The organism is Alteromonas sp. W12 (genome assembly GCF_001924945.1).
In the GTDB taxonomy this organism is placed as follows: domain Bacteria; phylum Pseudomonadota; class Gammaproteobacteria; order Enterobacterales; family Alteromonadaceae; genus Alteromonas; species Alteromonas macleodii.
In genome coordinates this window covers 1480811-1495737 of the sequence record NZ_LQXH01000001.1, presented here as the reverse complement: position 1 = coordinate 1495737, position 14927 = coordinate 1480811, and the positions used below count along the sequence as shown (strand labels likewise).

Below are 14927 nucleotides of genomic sequence, written 5' to 3'. Positions count from 1 at the left end.
GGGCTTTTTCGTATCTGGGTTTTACCTATTTCATCCTCGAAGCGCTATCGCTTAGATCCAAAATTACTAAAGAAGATTTAGCGCTTGATAGACGACATTAGTCTTTCTACCTAGCGCTACCTGCTTTATTACATTAGGTTGGCTCTGCTTCTTCAGACGTTGCACCTACACCTGTGTACTCAAAGGTGAGTTTGTCATCAACGCAGTCTACTTTAACGTTTCCGCCTTTAGATAACTCGCCAAACAATAGCTCGTTCGCCAACTCTTTCTTAAGGTCATCTTTAATGACGCGCGCCATAGGACGTGCTCCCATTGCCTTATCATAGCCTTTCTCAGCCATGTAAGCGCGGGCTGCACTGGTGACCTCTAGCGACACGCCTTTAACGTCAAGCTGTGCCTGAAGCTCAATAATGAACTTATCTACCACCTGCAAGATAATTTCAGGATCAAGATGGTTAAACCAAATAATACCGTCCAGGCGATTTCTGAATTCAGGTGTAAACACCTTATTGATTTCAGACATCGCATCGTGACTGTGATCTTGCTGCTTAAAGCCAATAGATTTACGTACGGTTTCTTGAACACCTGCGTTGGTGGTCATCACTAACACCACGTTTCTAAAGTCAACCTTACGTCCATTGTTATCAGTCAGCGTACCGTGGTCCATAACCTGAAGAAGAATATTGTAGATATCGCTATGCGCTTTCTCAATTTCATCTAACAGCACTACTGAGTACGGGTTTTTGATTACCGCATCTGTTAACAGACCGCCTTGGTCAAAACCAACGTAACCAGGAGGCGCACCAATGAGACGGCTAACTGCATGACGTTCCATGTACTCAGACATATCAAAACGTACAAGCTCAACACCCATGATTTTAGCCAGCTGTTGGGTTACTTCTGTTTTACCAACACCAGTTGGACCGGCGAACAAGAAGCTACCAATTGGTTTTGCTTCAGCTCCAAGTCCAGAACGTGATAGCAATATAGCGTCATTAAGCGTCTCTATAGCCTTATCCTGACCAAACACGACCATTTTAAGGTTTCGGCCAAGGTTCTTAAGCACCTCTTTGTCAGAAGCCGATACAGACTTCTCAGGGATACGCGCCATTTTTGCAATAATTTGCTCTATGTCGCCCACACCAATCGTTTTTTTGCGCTTAGAAGGCGGCAACAAGCGCTGGCTTGCGCCTGCCTCATCCATTACATCAATGGCTTTATCTGGAAGATGACGCTCGTTGATGTACTTAGCCGACAATTCCGCCGCAGCTTGAATCGCTTTTTGTGTGAAACGCACATTGTGGTGCTCTTCGTAGCGACTCTTAAGGCCAAGCAGTATCTTTGTGGTATCGCTGACGCTAGGTTCAGTTACGTCAACTTTCTGGAAACGACGTGCAAGGGCGCGGTCTTTCTCAAAAATACCTTGATATTCTTGATATGTGGTTGAGCCAATACAGCGTAGTTCACCGCTTGATAGCTTAGGCTTAAGTAAATTTGACGCATCCATTACACCGCCCGACGCAGCGCCTGCACCAATAATGGTATGGATTTCATCAATAAACAAAATGGCGTTCTTGTCTTTGCCAAGCTCTTTCAGAATTGCTTTCAAACGCTTCTCAAAGTCACCACGGTATTTGGTACCAGCAAGAAGGCCACCTAAATCCAGTGAATAAACGGTACTTTCAGCAATAACATCAGGCACGTCTTCGTTAACGATTCTGTATGCAAGACCTTCTGCGATCGCCGTTTTACCTACGCCCGCTTCACCCACAAGCAGCGGGTTGTTTTTGCGACGACGACATAGAATTTGAATAGTGCGCTCTACTTCCGAATCGCGGCCAATCAACGGGTCTATTTTGCCGTCTTTCGCATGACGATTTAGATCAGTTGCGTATTTGCTTAATGCTGAGCCACCTTCTTCGCCTGCTTCAGCCTCTTCCGACGCTTCAGGGTTTACAGGCTCATCATCATCCGCTTTGCTTACGCCATGGCTAATGAAGTTCACCACATCCAAGCGCGTTACATCCGCCTTCTTGAGAATATAAACGGCCTGAGACTCTTGCTCGCTGAATATAGCAACAAGTACGTTGGCGCCAGTGACTTCGTCCTTACCAGACGACTGAACGTGGAATACCGCACGCTGCAGCACGCGCTGGAAACCGAGCGTGGGCTGAGTTTCGCGTTCGTTTAACTGGTCATCTAAAATGAGAGGCGTAGTATCTTTAACAAAAGCTAACAGTTCGCTTTTAATTGCCTCAATATCGGCACCACATGCTTTGAGCGCATCGCGAGCAGCTGAGTTATCAAGCAATGCCAACAACAAGTGCTCAACCGTCATAAACTCATGACGATGCTCTCTGGCAAATACAAACGCGTTATTTAACGTTTGTTCTAATTCTTTATTTAACATATTGCTCGCCCTCTACAAAAAACCTTATGCCTGCTCCATCGTGCACATCAACGGGTGCTGATGTTTGCGTGCGTACTGATTAACCTGCATCACTTTTGTCTCTGCTATCTCAGCAGTAAAAATGCCACACACGGCTTTTCCTTGATAATGAACGGTCAGCATAAGTTGGTTGGCTTTCTCAGCGTCCATATTGAAAAACTGCATGAGTACCTCAATGACAAAATCCATCGGTGTATAGTCGTCATTGTTCAACAACACTTTATACATGGGAGGCGGCTGCGGCTTCTGTCGCTGCGCGTCTTTCTGTTTTTCCTTTTCGATACTAATAGCGTTGTCTTTACTCATAACTTAATAATAGTGGTTTAATGGCACATATGTGTACAAACTTTTGGATAAATTTATTCACATTTGCCCTTGACATAATATGGTTAAAAAATCTACATTTTGTATAGTGGTTTTGAGTATTGCACGTTAGCTACGACATAACTTACTGCGTAGCAGCTACAATCAATACTCTTTCCACCGTGTCTCCGGATCTATAATGGGGGCATATACTCGTGAGTTCAAGGATTAAGAGGAAGTCGAAGTATGGCGGTTGGCAAAGTTAAATGGTTTAACAACGCAAAGGGTTTTGGATTTATCGTTCCTGAGGACGGCGGCGAAGATATTTTCGCGCATTACTCTACGATTCAAATGGAAGGCTACCGTTCGCTAAAAGCGGGTCAAGAAGTAACGTTCGAAGTTCAGCAAGGGCCTAAAGGTCTTCACGCTGAGAACATTGGCTTCAAAGAAGAACCAGAGCGTTAAGAAAAGAATTTTTAAAGCCTGACCTTTTACGTCGGGCTTTTGCTTTTCTTGCCATTCAAAATGTGTAGGTGCAGTAAAGCGCCTGTGCGGATAAGTGCGTTTAAATTTTCCCCACAAAAATAAGCATTACGTTATCTTAACGTTGTGTATTAAATTTGCGTACTAGTTCAAATTAGACAATCAACGAGCTTTTTTCCTGTTCCTTTTATCTCCCTCTTATACATTCGTTTCCAAAACATAAGGTATATCGCCCTACCCCTTATTACCCCTTATACCAGTCCGCGTAGACCATTGCCTACTCAGCTAGGTTTAATACCAGTCCGCATAAATAATTAGCCACTCAGCGAGAGTTAAAATGTTCGTAATCGTGGCGTGTTACCGCAGGTATAGTGGATCTACATCAAGGTGACACAACAAAGAGTACGGACATTTTAAACTCGCCCTTCGGGAAGGCCTGGCAAGCTTCCTATCTTCATTCTGGGAATTTGAAAGGGAACAGCCATTCCTGCATTCCCACGCTTCGCTAGGAAACTTGCCAGCGCCTTCTGAGAGGGCAATTATCTATGCGGATTGGTATAAAATGTTCGTAATCGCGGCGTGTTAGCGCAGGTATAGTGGTTCTACATAAAAAAAGCCCTCTCGTTTGAAGAGAGGGCTTTTAAACCTTGTTTTGAAATAGCTTCTCAGGTTTGAGAGTACTATTCTATGCGCTAGACCTATAAGCCTAACGCATATACACAAAATACTATGCGCCTAAGATAGCTTTTAATGTCTTACTTGGAGACATGGTTGCGAAAAGCTTGTCTTCGTCAGGGTAGTAGTAACCACCAATTTCTTGCGCGCTACCTTGCGTTGCATCAATCTCAGCCAAGATGTCGTCAATTTTCGCAGACAACTCTTCATACACTGGCTTAAATTGCGCAGCTAGATCTGCGTCTTCCGTTTGGTTCGCTACTTCTTCAGCCCAGTATAGACCTAGGTAAACATGGCTACCACGGTTGTCCAACTGACCTGCTTTACGAAGCGGAGACTTACCGTTGTTTAGTAGTTTTTCCGTTGCTTTATCAAGTGCAGTAGCAATAACTTTTGCTTTGGTGTTGCTGTGCTTAATAGCAACATCTTCTAGCGATACAGCAAGTGCCAGGAATTCACCGAGTGAGTCCCAACGCAAGTGACCTTCTTCAACGAACTGTTGCACGTGCTTAGGTGCACTACCGCCCGCGCCCGTTTCATAAAGGCCACCACCAGCCATCAACGGAACAATTGATAGCATTTTAGCACTGGTACCAAGCTCTAGGATTGGGAACAAATCAGTAAGGTAATCACGAAGTACGTTACCCGTTACTGAAATGGTATCCAGACCGCGAATTGCACGTTCCATGCTGTAGCGAATAGCGCGTACAGGAGACATAATTTGAATGTCTAGACCGTTGGTATCATGGTCTTGTAGGTACTTTTCAACTTTCTTGATAAGTTGCGCATCGTGAGCACGTTCGTCATCTAGCCAGAATACCGCAGGCATACCAGATTGACGTGAACGCGTTACCGCTAGCTTCACCCAATCTTGAATAGGTGCGTCTTTCACCTGACACATACGCCAGATATCACCTTCTTCAACATCGTGAGAGATAAGAACATTGCCGTCTTGGTCAACAATTGAAACAGTACCGTCTGCTTCCAGTTCAAACGTTTTGTCGTGTGAACCGTACTCTTCTGCTTTTTGCGCCATTAGACCAACGTTAGGTACTGTACCCATCGTTGTCGGGTCGAATGCACCATGCGTTTTACAGAAGTTGATAACTTCTTGGTAAATGGTTGCATAAGTACTTTCTGGAATAACTGCTTTAGTGTCGTGCGCCTTTCCATCTGGTCCCCACATTTGACCAGAGTTACGGATCATTGCAGGCATAGAGGCATCAACAATTACGTCACTTGGTACGTGAAGGTTCGAGATACCTTTGTCAGAGTTAACCATCGCAATTGGCGGACGGTCGGCATAACATGCGTTGATATCTTTTTGAATTTCAGAGCGTTGGCTCTCAGGTAGGCTTGCAATTTTGTCGTAAACGCTACCTAGACCATTGTTAGGGTTAACCCCTAGCTCTTCAAACAGGTCACCCCATTTGTTGAATAGATCTTTGTAAAATACTTTTACACAGTGACCGAATACGATTGGATGAGACACCTTCATCATGGTCGCTTTTACGTGTAGTGAGAAAAGAATGCCTGTGTTTTTCGCATCTTCAATTTGCTCTTCGAAGAATTCACACAGCGCTTTTTTGCTCATAAACATGCCGTCGATAACTTCGCCAGCTAGCAAATCTACACGCGGTTTAAGGGTTTTCTTGCTGCCATCTTTACCCGTAAATTCGATGCTAACGTGACCGTCTTTCTCAACTGTCACTGATTTTTCACCAGAGTAGAAATCGCCACCGCGCATGTGCGCTACGTGCGAACGAGAAGCTTGAGACCACTCACCCATTGAATGCGGGTGCTTACGGGCATAGTTCTTCACCGCTGTCGGTGCACGACGGTCCGAGTTACCTTCACGTAGTACAGGGTTTACCGCACTACCTAATACTTTACCGTAACGCTCGCGAATTTCTTCGTCTTCAGCTGTTTTAGGTGAATCAGGGAACGCTGGTACATTAAAACCTTTTGCGTTTAATTCTTTGATAGTTGCACGAAGCTGTGGAATTGAGGCACTGATGTTTGGAAGCTTGATGATGTTAGCGTTCGGGTCTTGGGTCATCTCACCCAGTTCAGCTAGCGCGTCTGGCACTCTTTGTTCTTCAGAAAGATACTCAGGGAAATTTGCCAAAACACGTGCAGCAAGTGAAATATCGCTTAGCTCAACGTCGATATCTGCAGCCGCAGCAAACTTCTGGATGATTGGAAGAAGTGAGTAAGTCGCCAGCATTGGCGCTTCATCAGTCTTCGTGTAGATGATCTTAGACTTGGTCATTATATACCTCAATTTTCTCGACAGGGTACTGTCGTCTTTAGTCCATTAGGTCGCAACAACCCGCAACATGTTCATGTCACGCCCACAGTCATTGCGAAACGTATTTGATGTTTTCCACCTTTTGCTTTTATTAAGCACTAGGTCACTTGCTGTTTTCTTCCCTACATATTATTCAATTCCCTATGTTAGCAATATGCATCTCATGGCTTTGCACTCGACTACCTAGTCGTACGCAATTTCGAGATACGATGTATAAGCAAGCCCGCTTATCACTGCTAAAACTGTCTAATAATTATGCAGATGCGCTCTCTTATAAAAATGGGAGCGACCATTAGTATAGGGTCGAAAGTTTGAGTTACAAGTCATACCATTGTCTTAACTCATAAGATCACCGAATTTATCGACAAACTTCATTGAGCAAACCACTATTTGCGGTTGATTTTCCCATGCGAAGCATCGTCATTTGTCGTAAAATCCCCCCCGAAATTTTGAATTTAAACAAGCGGAAGTAATATGTCTTCAAACGCTAAAGTGGTGCTTTTTAATAAGCCCTTTCAAGTTCTTTCTCAATTTACTGATGCAGACGGTAGAGAAACCCTAAAGGACTATATTGATGTTCCCGGTGTGTATGCCGCAGGACGACTCGACAGAGATTCGGAAGGTCTTCTCGTACTCACCAATGACGGAAAGCTTCAGCATAAACTTGCTAACCCAAAAGCTAAAACCAGCAAAACCTATTGGGTGCAAGTTGAAGGTATTATGGACGAAAAAGCAATGCAGGCGCTGCGTGACGGTGTAGAATTAAAAGATGGAATGACTCGCCCCGCGAAAGTAAAAGCCATGGAAGCACCTGGCGTGTGGCCGCGGAATCCGCCCGTACGTTTTAGACAGTCGATCCCTACTAGCTGGGTAGAAATTACCATTACAGAAGGCAGAAACAGACAAGTGCGACGTATGACAGCGCACGTCGGCTACCCCACCCTTCGGCTCATCAGATATCGCGTGGGTAATTGGACCATTGATGGTATTGATAATGGCAGCTACGTTCACTTTTAAAGGCAATTCAATTTCTAATACTTGAAATCACCTTCCTTGACCACACTAAAAGAGGCACCGAAACATCACGGATTTTTAGCGCTGTTAAAGGTTGCTGTTCATCTTTGCATATAGACAATTTTTTACAGCAAAGGCCAACGGCCGCTTGGCACATATTTAATTACTTAATCAGATAAGGATTAAATGTGAATTAGCTATCGGAATCTGATAAAATCCGCGACCTCGAAAACGGGCCGATTTGTAAGTGGCTGATTAGTGATATTGCCCACTGAGTGGGTAAGCGCCTTAGCATATTTATCAACATGTTAATTGGTGACTGATTTAACAAATACGGTTTCTTTTTTATTAATCAAATGAGTGTGCAATCCATAGTGAGTGATATTGAATCTAACGCCAGCAAAAAAGTGATCGTCGGAATGTCCGGCGGTGTCGATTCGTCTGTTTCAGCCTACCTACTCCAACAACAGGGTTATCAGGTTGAAGGTCTTTTCATGAAAAACTGGGAAGAAGACGACAACGATGAATACTGTGCCGCAGCGGAAGATTTAAAAGATGCACAAGCGGTTGCTGACAAACTTGGCATTGAACTGCACACCATTAACTTTGCAGCAGAATACTGGGATAACGTGTTTGAGTATTTCTTAGAGGAATACAAAGCGGGCCGTACGCCAAACCCAGATATTATGTGCAACAAAGAAATTAAGTTTAAAGCGTTTCTTGAATTTGCAGCAGAAGACCTTGGCGCTGACTACATTGCAACTGGTCACTATGTTCGTCGCCGAGAAGTTGACGGTAAATGGCAAATGCTACGCGGTCTTGATAACAATAAAGACCAGAGCTACTTTCTTTACACGTTAGGCGAAGAGCATGTTGCAAAAACGCTCTTCCCTGTGGGCGACATCGAAAAGCCATTAGTTCGCAAAATTGCCGAGGAGCAAGGTCTTATCACTCACGATAAGAAAGACTCTACCGGGATTTGTTTTATTGGTGAACGCAAATTTAAAGACTTCCTTGCTCGTTACCTTCCAGCTCAGCCTGGCGTTATTGAAACAGCAGAAGGCGAAGAAATTGGCCAACACGAAGGCTTGATGTATCACACGCTAGGTCAACGTAAAGGCTTACACATTGGTGGATTAGCCAAATACGGTGACGACCCTTGGTATGTGGTAGATAAAGATGTTGCTCGCAACGTGCTTATTGTGGGCCAAGGTGCCGACCACCCTCGCCTATACTCGAAAGGCTTGGTAGCAAAGCAGCTACACTGGGTGGATAGAAAAACGATTACAGAGCCTGTGCGCGCGGTAGTTAAAACCCGTTATCGTCAGGCCGATATCCCATGTACAATAACGCCAACTCAAGACGACACCATTGAAGTGATGTTTGATGAGCCGCAGAAGGCGGTAACGCCGGGGCAGTCAGCGGTGTTCTATAGTGACGAAGTTTGCCTTGGCGGCGGTATTATTGAGAGTTATATTCGCTGATGTTAGATACCGACATAGAAAATAACCTAGCTCTTGCTGGTGTATGTCAAGCTGCTGCGCTGGTTCAGCAGCTTGCCAGACGAGGTTCTGCCGATAACGAGGCTATAGAGGCCAGCTTATCGAGCATACTGGTTACTGACCCAGAAACACCTCAACAGGTTTTCGGCCAGCTCGCTAACTTAAAAACCGGTTACACCACACTCGCAGCACAGCTATCTGACAAACAAGCAACAAAAGATACGGAATTAACCCGCTATATTGCTAGTATTCTAGGACTTGAAAGAAAGCTAGCGAGAAAGCCTAAAGCAATGCAGGAACTGGGCGAACGTATTTCCCATGTTCAGCGCCAGCTTGCTCACATCGATTTCCAAAACCCACAAATAGTCTCCTCCTTAGCGAGCATTTACAGCGATATCATCAGTCCGCTAGCACCGCGTATTCAGGTAGCTGGTAACCCAGATTATTTAAGCCAACCTGCCACTCAGCATAAAGTGCGTGCGCTTTTGCTTGCAGGTGTTAGGGCTGCAGTAATGTGGCGTCAGATGGGTGGAAAACGAAGAAACATTTTATTTAAACGCAAACACATTCTTAACAGTGCTGTTAAAGCACTACGATTAATAAACTAGTGAGGAGCTTAAGGTGGAACTGAGTCAGTTAACTGCAATTTCCCCTGTCGATGGTCGATATGCTGGCAAAAGCGTAGAATTACGCAGTATTTTCAGTGAGTACGGCTTATTAAAATACCGTGTAGAAGTAGAAGTACGTTGGTTACAAATGCTGTCTACTAACCCACAAATTGAAGAAGTTCCTGCTTTTACAGACACGTCAAATGCACTACTAGACAAAATAGTAGCTGAATTTAGTGTTGAAGATGCCATGCGCATCAAAGAAATCGAGCGCACAACAAACCACGATGTGAAAGCGGTTGAATACTTTCTTAAAGAGAAGGTTGCCGACAATAGTGAGCTTTCAGCAGTAAATGAGTTTATCCACTTTGCGTGTACGTCTGAAGACATCAACAACCTTTCACATGGCTTAATGCTTCGCGAAGCCCGCGAGACCGTTATTCTTCCTTACTGTGACAAATTAATTGAAGCGCTAGTAGAGCTTGCTAAGCGCTACCAGAACGTACCTATGATGGCACGTACTCACGGTCAGCCTGCTTCACCTACCACCATGGGTAAAGAAATGGCAAACGTGGCTATTCGCCTAAAGCGTCAGCGTAGCCAAATCGCAGGTGTTGAGTTACTTGGTAAGATTAACGGTGCAGTGGGCAACTACAATGCACACTTGTCAGCGTATAAAGATGTAGATTGGCACGAAGTTTCAGAGAAGTTTGTTACCTCACTAGGTCTAACCTGGAACCCGTTCACTACGCAAATAGAGCCGCATGACTATATTGCAGAAATGTTTGATGCCATTGCGCGCTTTAACACCATTCTTATCGATTTCGACCGTGACGTTTGGGGTTACATTGCACTGGGTCACTTCAAGCAAAAAACGGTAGCTGGCGAAATCGGCTCTTCTACCATGCCACACAAAGTTAACCCTATCGATTTCGAAAATTCAGAAGGTAACTTAGGTCTGGCGAACGCTATTTTTGACCATTTAGCAGCTAAGCTTCCTATCTCTCGCTGGCAACGTGACCTTACCGACTCAACCGTACTACGTAACCTTGGCGTAGGTGTAGGTTATGCGGTTATTGCGTATCAGGCTACTTTGAAAGGTATTAGCAAGTTAGAAGTTAATGAGCAAAGCTTACTTAACGAGCTAAACAACAATTGGGAACTGCTTGCAGAGCCTATTCAAACTGTTATGCGTCGTTACGGTATTGAAAAGCCATACGAGAAGCTAAAAGAGCTGACCCGTGGTAAGAAAGTAAACGCTGAGGTCATTGCTGAGTTTATTGATAACCTAGATATGCCAGAAGCGGCCAAAGCAGAGCTTAAGGCATTAACGCCTGCTACATACATTGGTGATGCAATCAGGCTTGTAGATCAGTTATAAGCCCTTACGCTTTCCACTACACTGAAAAACGCGGTCATTAGTACCGCGTTTTTTTATTCCTAAATTTCTCTACATTGAATTTTCACCTACCCGTGGGAGCAAGCAAATGGATTTACGCAACACGAACCACACTCCTTTCTCATTGCAGGAAAAACACTGTGTTGTACTTTCCCCCACGGTTTCGAAGGTGTTAAGTCCAACGCTAGAAACCAAAAGTAGTGCCGCGAATTTAAAAAGCTGTATAAAAAATGCCGTCGTCATTTTTTGTGACCTATCAGGCTTCCAACAACTCTCAGTTAAATATGGCGACATTACATGCGCCAGACTTGTAGATAGCCTGTTTTCTGAATTCGATGTGCTTGCCGCTGATTTACACCTTTCGCCATTAAAAACCAACGGCGATCAATATATTGCGGTTGGTTTTAGCGGCGAACATAGCAGTACAACACACTCGCTTTTGAACGCTCTGGTGAACGCCATCGAATTCGCATTTCGCGCTCGCGAGCTTGTAAATAGCAACGACCTTTTAGCATCATCTTCAAGTCAACTGCGAGTTGGCATTGCGACAGGATCTTTACTTGCCGGCCAATCTGCTCGCCCGCTTGCAGGCTTTGATATTTGGGGGACTACGGTAAATAGGGCTGCAATGTTAGAGCAATACACAGCACCTAATACAATTGCTATTTGTGAGAAGTCTTACAGCCTGGTTAAACGACAGATTATGCATCGCTCTAGCGCGAGTGCGAATAACCCTTGCTCCTTTAATACGTACTTCACTTGTGGTTCAAATAGAAACGCTAACACTGAGCTCTCAACGCGTGAACACGACAAGCGGAAACTCAGTGAGTCAAAAATGTGTGGCGAAAATTGCAAAGAAACCACATTCCTACCAAAACAGCTGCATACGAAAACAATGCTAATGAGCGCATACGTTTGCTAACTCCTGTCTAGCGCATCTGATAACCACCCATGTCATGTAAACATTGAGCTAAAAAGCACGTGATTTCTAAGTTAGATGAATTACACCTGCAGTAACTCGCCGCGAGTACGAACATGTTAAGTTTCGCTGAGTGGGTAATTATCTATGCGAACCATTATGAATACGGCTTTCCCTGTTGAATCAGGTGAAGCAAATGCAAGGTAGCAATAAACGTTTTAATAATCGATAATGCCGCCCATAAGCTTCAACCTCGCTTTTGACAAAGTGCTAACGCTTACCGCCGCCACGCACAATACTTAAATCAACAGATTAAACCCATTTAATTGGCTTACTATAAGAGACACTATGCCCACTAACGACAATTCGTACATTATTGATGCACAATCTGGAAACGGCTTTAATGCAGAAACCTTTCTAAAAAACTACTGGCAGCAAAAGCCGGTAGTCATCAAACACTTCTTTGACAACTTTGTAGATCCTATCGATGAGAACGATCTTGCCGGTCTAGCACAAGAGTCGGAAGTGGATGCACGTATTATTAGCAACGTGAAAGGCAGCTGGCATGTTGAACAAGGGCCAATTACCGATTTTGACAAAGCATGTCAGGGCAAATGGACATTACTAGTTCAAGGCGTAGATAAATATGTGCCCGACGTAACCCCTCTACTAGATCCCTTTTCTTTTATCCCTAATTGGCGATTGGACGACCTGATGGTGAGCTTCGCCACCAATGGTGCAGGCGTTGGTGCTCACATCGACCAATATGATGTATTTTTAGTTCAAGGTAAGGGCCGAAGACGCTGGCGTGTGGGCAAGCCGGCGGACTATAAAGAAGTTTTTCCACATCCAAAATTAAGACAAATTGAAGGCTTCGACCCTGTTATAGATGTTGTGGTTGAGCCTGGCGATGTGGTGTACGTACCACCGGGCTGGCCTCATGATGGAGCGACAATTGAAGATAGCCTGACCTACTCTGTGGGTTATCGTGCTCCGGACAATCTGCAACTGGCGGAAAGCCTGGCGATGATGTTGGATAAAGGCGCACATAATTATCGCTTTACCGATGCAAGCCGCTCTATGCAAGGTAATCGTGCTTGGGTAAATCCAAGCGATGTTGCCGTTCTTAAGCAGCAGCTCATAGATGCGATAAACGGTGAAGACTTTACTTTGGCACTTCTAGAAGCCATGAGTGAACAAGGCATTCCTGAATATCCGCTAGAAGACGAAGTATCGCTAGAGCAAATTTCAAATGAGTTTGCCGCAGGCATTAGCTTTGTTCCTGCACCGGGTGTGCGTGCATTACTATGTGACGGTAAGCGTGGTCTTCCTCGCGCACTCTTTGTAAATGGCAGTCAGTTCGAATTTGGCAAAAGTGACCAAGAATGGTTTGAAGTGCTGGCATCAGGAGGCGTTTTGAACGCAACGTGTTGCCAAGACGCGCCTTCTTTTACATTTTTAGAAACCTTAACTACACTTATCAATAATGGTTACTGGGAATGGTTCGAAGGTTAACAGGTAAGTATGGCGTTTACGATACAAAACGTCGATTGGGAAAAGGATAAACATCGACTAAAAGCACTAAGGGAACATGTATTTGTTTTAGAGTGGCGCGTCCCCGAGGCAAGCGAGTTCGACGAACACGACAGCTCGGCGTGCCATGTACTTATCGTCAATGATGAAAACGAACCCATTGCCACTGGGCGCTTAACCAAACGAGGCGAACTAGGCCGAATTGCTGTTAAGCGCTGCCACAGAACATTGCCTGTTTATCGCGCTTTGTTTGAAGCGCTGATTAACACGGCAAAGCAAAACAACGTCCCCATTATCAAAGTAGTATGCAATTTAGAAAGCGTGTCCTATCACCAATCCATTGGTTTTATTCCCGACGGGCAAGTGTTCATGGACGCAGGCGTTCCAAGACAACGTCTAAAATGTCCGGCAGAGCGATTTCCTCTTCCGGACGTGACTCAACTTCATTAGGTTGCTGACTTAAAGCTTTAAACCCAAAGATCCGGAGTATTTTGCATAGCAAATAAGTTCTCAGCACGATTGATAAGCAATGCGCCAAATTCTTTTTGCGTTTTATCTGCATCTTTTGCATTGATCAGGTTTTCAGCCTTTAACTGCCAATGCATAGCAAAGTGGCGAAGTGCCTCTTTTGCATCTTTCGCGTTATCTACCGATGTATAGTCTGACGGCAAATCACCACTAATTACCCAATAGCGTTTGCTGTCCATCGCTTTAATTTTCCATACTGCAAGGTACGGCATTAAATAACGGCTTTCTTCTGTAACAACAGATTCGAACAAAACACCATTCTCTGCTAAAAACTTATTAGCTTTTTGAAACTGTTCTCGAACCCACGTTGCGCGTTCTTCATCACTGATTGGTTGGTTTTCTGGTTGATCTGCCATTTTTAGCTCTCATTATTATCATTATCGTTTCTTATCTAGCACCGCTAGACAATATCCGCGTATCACTTACCTTCTAGGCCACCTTTCCCCCTAGTTTGTAGCGAACGTCTTTTCTATCTTTGTACTTTATTTCACCCCTGCTTTCCACTGCAATCATGTCAATGTATTCACCGAAGGTGTTAACCGCTTACTTTTCCAACAATCTGTGGATTTTACCAACAGCGACTGACTCACACTTTAAGCACAAACATTTACATTTTTCATATTGGCAAATGTGCTTCTTTGGGCGAAACTGTGAGATGAAAACTTCACCAAGCCGAGTGTTTATACATGCGAATAGTAAGACTTACCCTTGGAGCAATCTTGTTTATCGGCGGTATTGTTCTAACATTACTTCCGGGCTCTATCTTGTTAGTGGTAGGCGGTTTAGTGCTCTTAAGTTACGACTGGCCAAAAGCGCGAAGCTGGCTCAAATACAGCCAAAAAACAATGACGAGTGGTGCCCGTAGAATTGATCGTTTTCTTCTTATGCGAAAGCTGCGCTAATTGTTTTTGTTCTAACAGGTGTGCTTTTAGAAAGTCGAGCACGCCATAACGCACAGTGCGTTTCGCCCCCCTCTTCATCTCTCACCACTTTGTCGCAAAGTGTTAGCAATTAAACTTATGTAAATGCGTAATGATGCAATGCGTGTTAACGTAATCTAAAGTATAAATTGCGAAGCCTTTAACAATAATAATAGTGGCAATTATCTGAGCATGCTCAGCATCTTAGATAGTTCGTATCATCAGGCAATGTAACCGTATCGATATGATTTTGTGTAATGCGTTGACCCCGCATTGCGCTGCT

General features: G+C 44.3%; 13 protein-coding genes. 9 read left to right on the top strand and 4 right to left on the bottom strand.

The window, feature by feature from the left end; all coding sequences use genetic code 11:
• Window positions 1–133: 133 nt before the first annotated feature.
• Window positions 134–2410, bottom strand: a complete 2277-nt coding sequence (gene clpA, locus AWH61_RS06270; RefSeq protein ID WP_014949332.1) for an ATP-dependent Clp protease ATP-binding subunit ClpA — start codon at window positions 2408–2410, stop codon at window positions 134–136.
• 24 nt (window positions 2411–2434) lie between these two features.
• On the bottom strand, window positions 2435–2755 hold the full coding sequence (gene clpS, locus AWH61_RS06265; RefSeq protein WP_014949331.1) for an ATP-dependent Clp protease adapter ClpS: 321 nt from the start codon (window positions 2753–2755) through the stop codon (window positions 2435–2437).
• Between the two features lie 243 nt (window positions 2756–2998).
• Between clpS and cspD the strand changes: the two genes are divergently transcribed.
• The gene (gene cspD, locus AWH61_RS06260) at window positions 2999–3217 is read left to right on the top strand and encodes a cold shock domain-containing protein CspD (RefSeq protein WP_014949330.1); all 219 of its coding nucleotides are present in this window, start codon (window positions 2999–3001) and stop codon (window positions 3215–3217) included.
• A 745-nt stretch (window positions 3218–3962) separates the two neighbouring features.
• On the opposite strand, the gene AWH61_RS06255 is transcribed toward cspD, so the two are convergent.
• Window positions 3963–6182: an NADP-dependent isocitrate dehydrogenase gene (locus tag AWH61_RS06255; protein WP_075176505.1), complete on the bottom strand. Its 2220-nt coding sequence runs from the start codon at window positions 6180–6182 to the stop codon at window positions 3963–3965.
• 513 nt (window positions 6183–6695) lie between these two features.
• Here AWH61_RS06255 and AWH61_RS06250 point away from each other — a divergent pair.
• The 7 genes from AWH61_RS06250 to AWH61_RS06220 all read left to right on the top strand — a co-directional run bounded on the left by AWH61_RS06250 (window position 6696) and on the right by AWH61_RS06220 (window position 13646).
• Complete coding sequence (locus tag AWH61_RS06250) at window positions 6696–7238, top strand: rRNA large subunit pseudouridine synthase E (RefSeq protein ID WP_049586714.1); 543 nt, start codon at window positions 6696–6698, stop codon at window positions 7236–7238.
• Between the two features lie 353 nt (window positions 7239–7591).
• On the top strand, window positions 7592–8719 hold the full coding sequence (gene mnmA / locus AWH61_RS06245) for a tRNA 2-thiouridine(34) synthase MnmA (protein ID WP_044556785.1): 1128 nt from the start codon (window positions 7592–7594) through the stop codon (window positions 8717–8719).
• Window positions 8719–9345 (top strand): high frequency lysogenization protein HflD, encoded by a 627-nt coding sequence (gene hflD / locus AWH61_RS06240; RefSeq protein WP_014949326.1) that lies wholly within the window; start codon window positions 8719–8721, stop codon window positions 9343–9345. The genes mnmA and hflD overlap by 1 nt, the downstream gene beginning before the upstream one ends.
• Before the next feature lie 13 nt (window positions 9346–9358).
• The gene (gene purB / locus AWH61_RS06235; RefSeq protein ID WP_039229483.1) at window positions 9359–10726 is read left to right on the top strand and encodes an adenylosuccinate lyase; all 1368 of its coding nucleotides are present in this window, start codon (window positions 9359–9361) and stop codon (window positions 10724–10726) included.
• A gap of 106 nt (window positions 10727–10832) precedes the next feature.
• Window positions 10833–11666 carry an adenylate/guanylate cyclase domain-containing protein gene (locus AWH61_RS06230; protein WP_075176504.1) on the top strand — a complete coding sequence of 278 codons (834 nt, stop codon included), beginning with the start codon at window positions 10833–10835 and terminating at the stop codon, window positions 11664–11666.
• A gap of 345 nt (window positions 11667–12011) precedes the next feature.
• Window positions 12012–13178 carry a JmjC domain-containing protein gene (locus tag AWH61_RS06225; protein ID WP_075176503.1) on the top strand — a complete coding sequence of 389 codons (1167 nt, stop codon included), beginning with the start codon at window positions 12012–12014 and terminating at the stop codon, window positions 13176–13178.
• A gap of 9 nt (window positions 13179–13187) precedes the next feature.
• Complete coding sequence (locus tag AWH61_RS06220; RefSeq protein ID WP_014949322.1) at window positions 13188–13646, top strand: GNAT family N-acetyltransferase; 459 nt, start codon at window positions 13188–13190, stop codon at window positions 13644–13646.
• A gap of 17 nt (window positions 13647–13663) precedes the next feature.
• Here the strand turns inward: AWH61_RS06220 and AWH61_RS06215 are convergent, their stop codons facing one another.
• Window positions 13664–14080 (bottom strand): DUF4826 family protein, encoded by a 417-nt coding sequence (locus AWH61_RS06215; protein WP_075176502.1) that lies wholly within the window; start codon window positions 14078–14080, stop codon window positions 13664–13666.
• 330 nt (window positions 14081–14410) lie between these two features.
• Here AWH61_RS06215 and AWH61_RS06210 point away from each other — a divergent pair, with 330 nt between their 5' ends.
• Window positions 14411–14626: a PGPGW domain-containing protein gene (locus AWH61_RS06210; protein ID WP_014976394.1), complete on the top strand. Its 216-nt coding sequence runs from the start codon at window positions 14411–14413 to the stop codon at window positions 14624–14626.
• Window positions 14627–14927 lie beyond the last annotated feature (301 nt).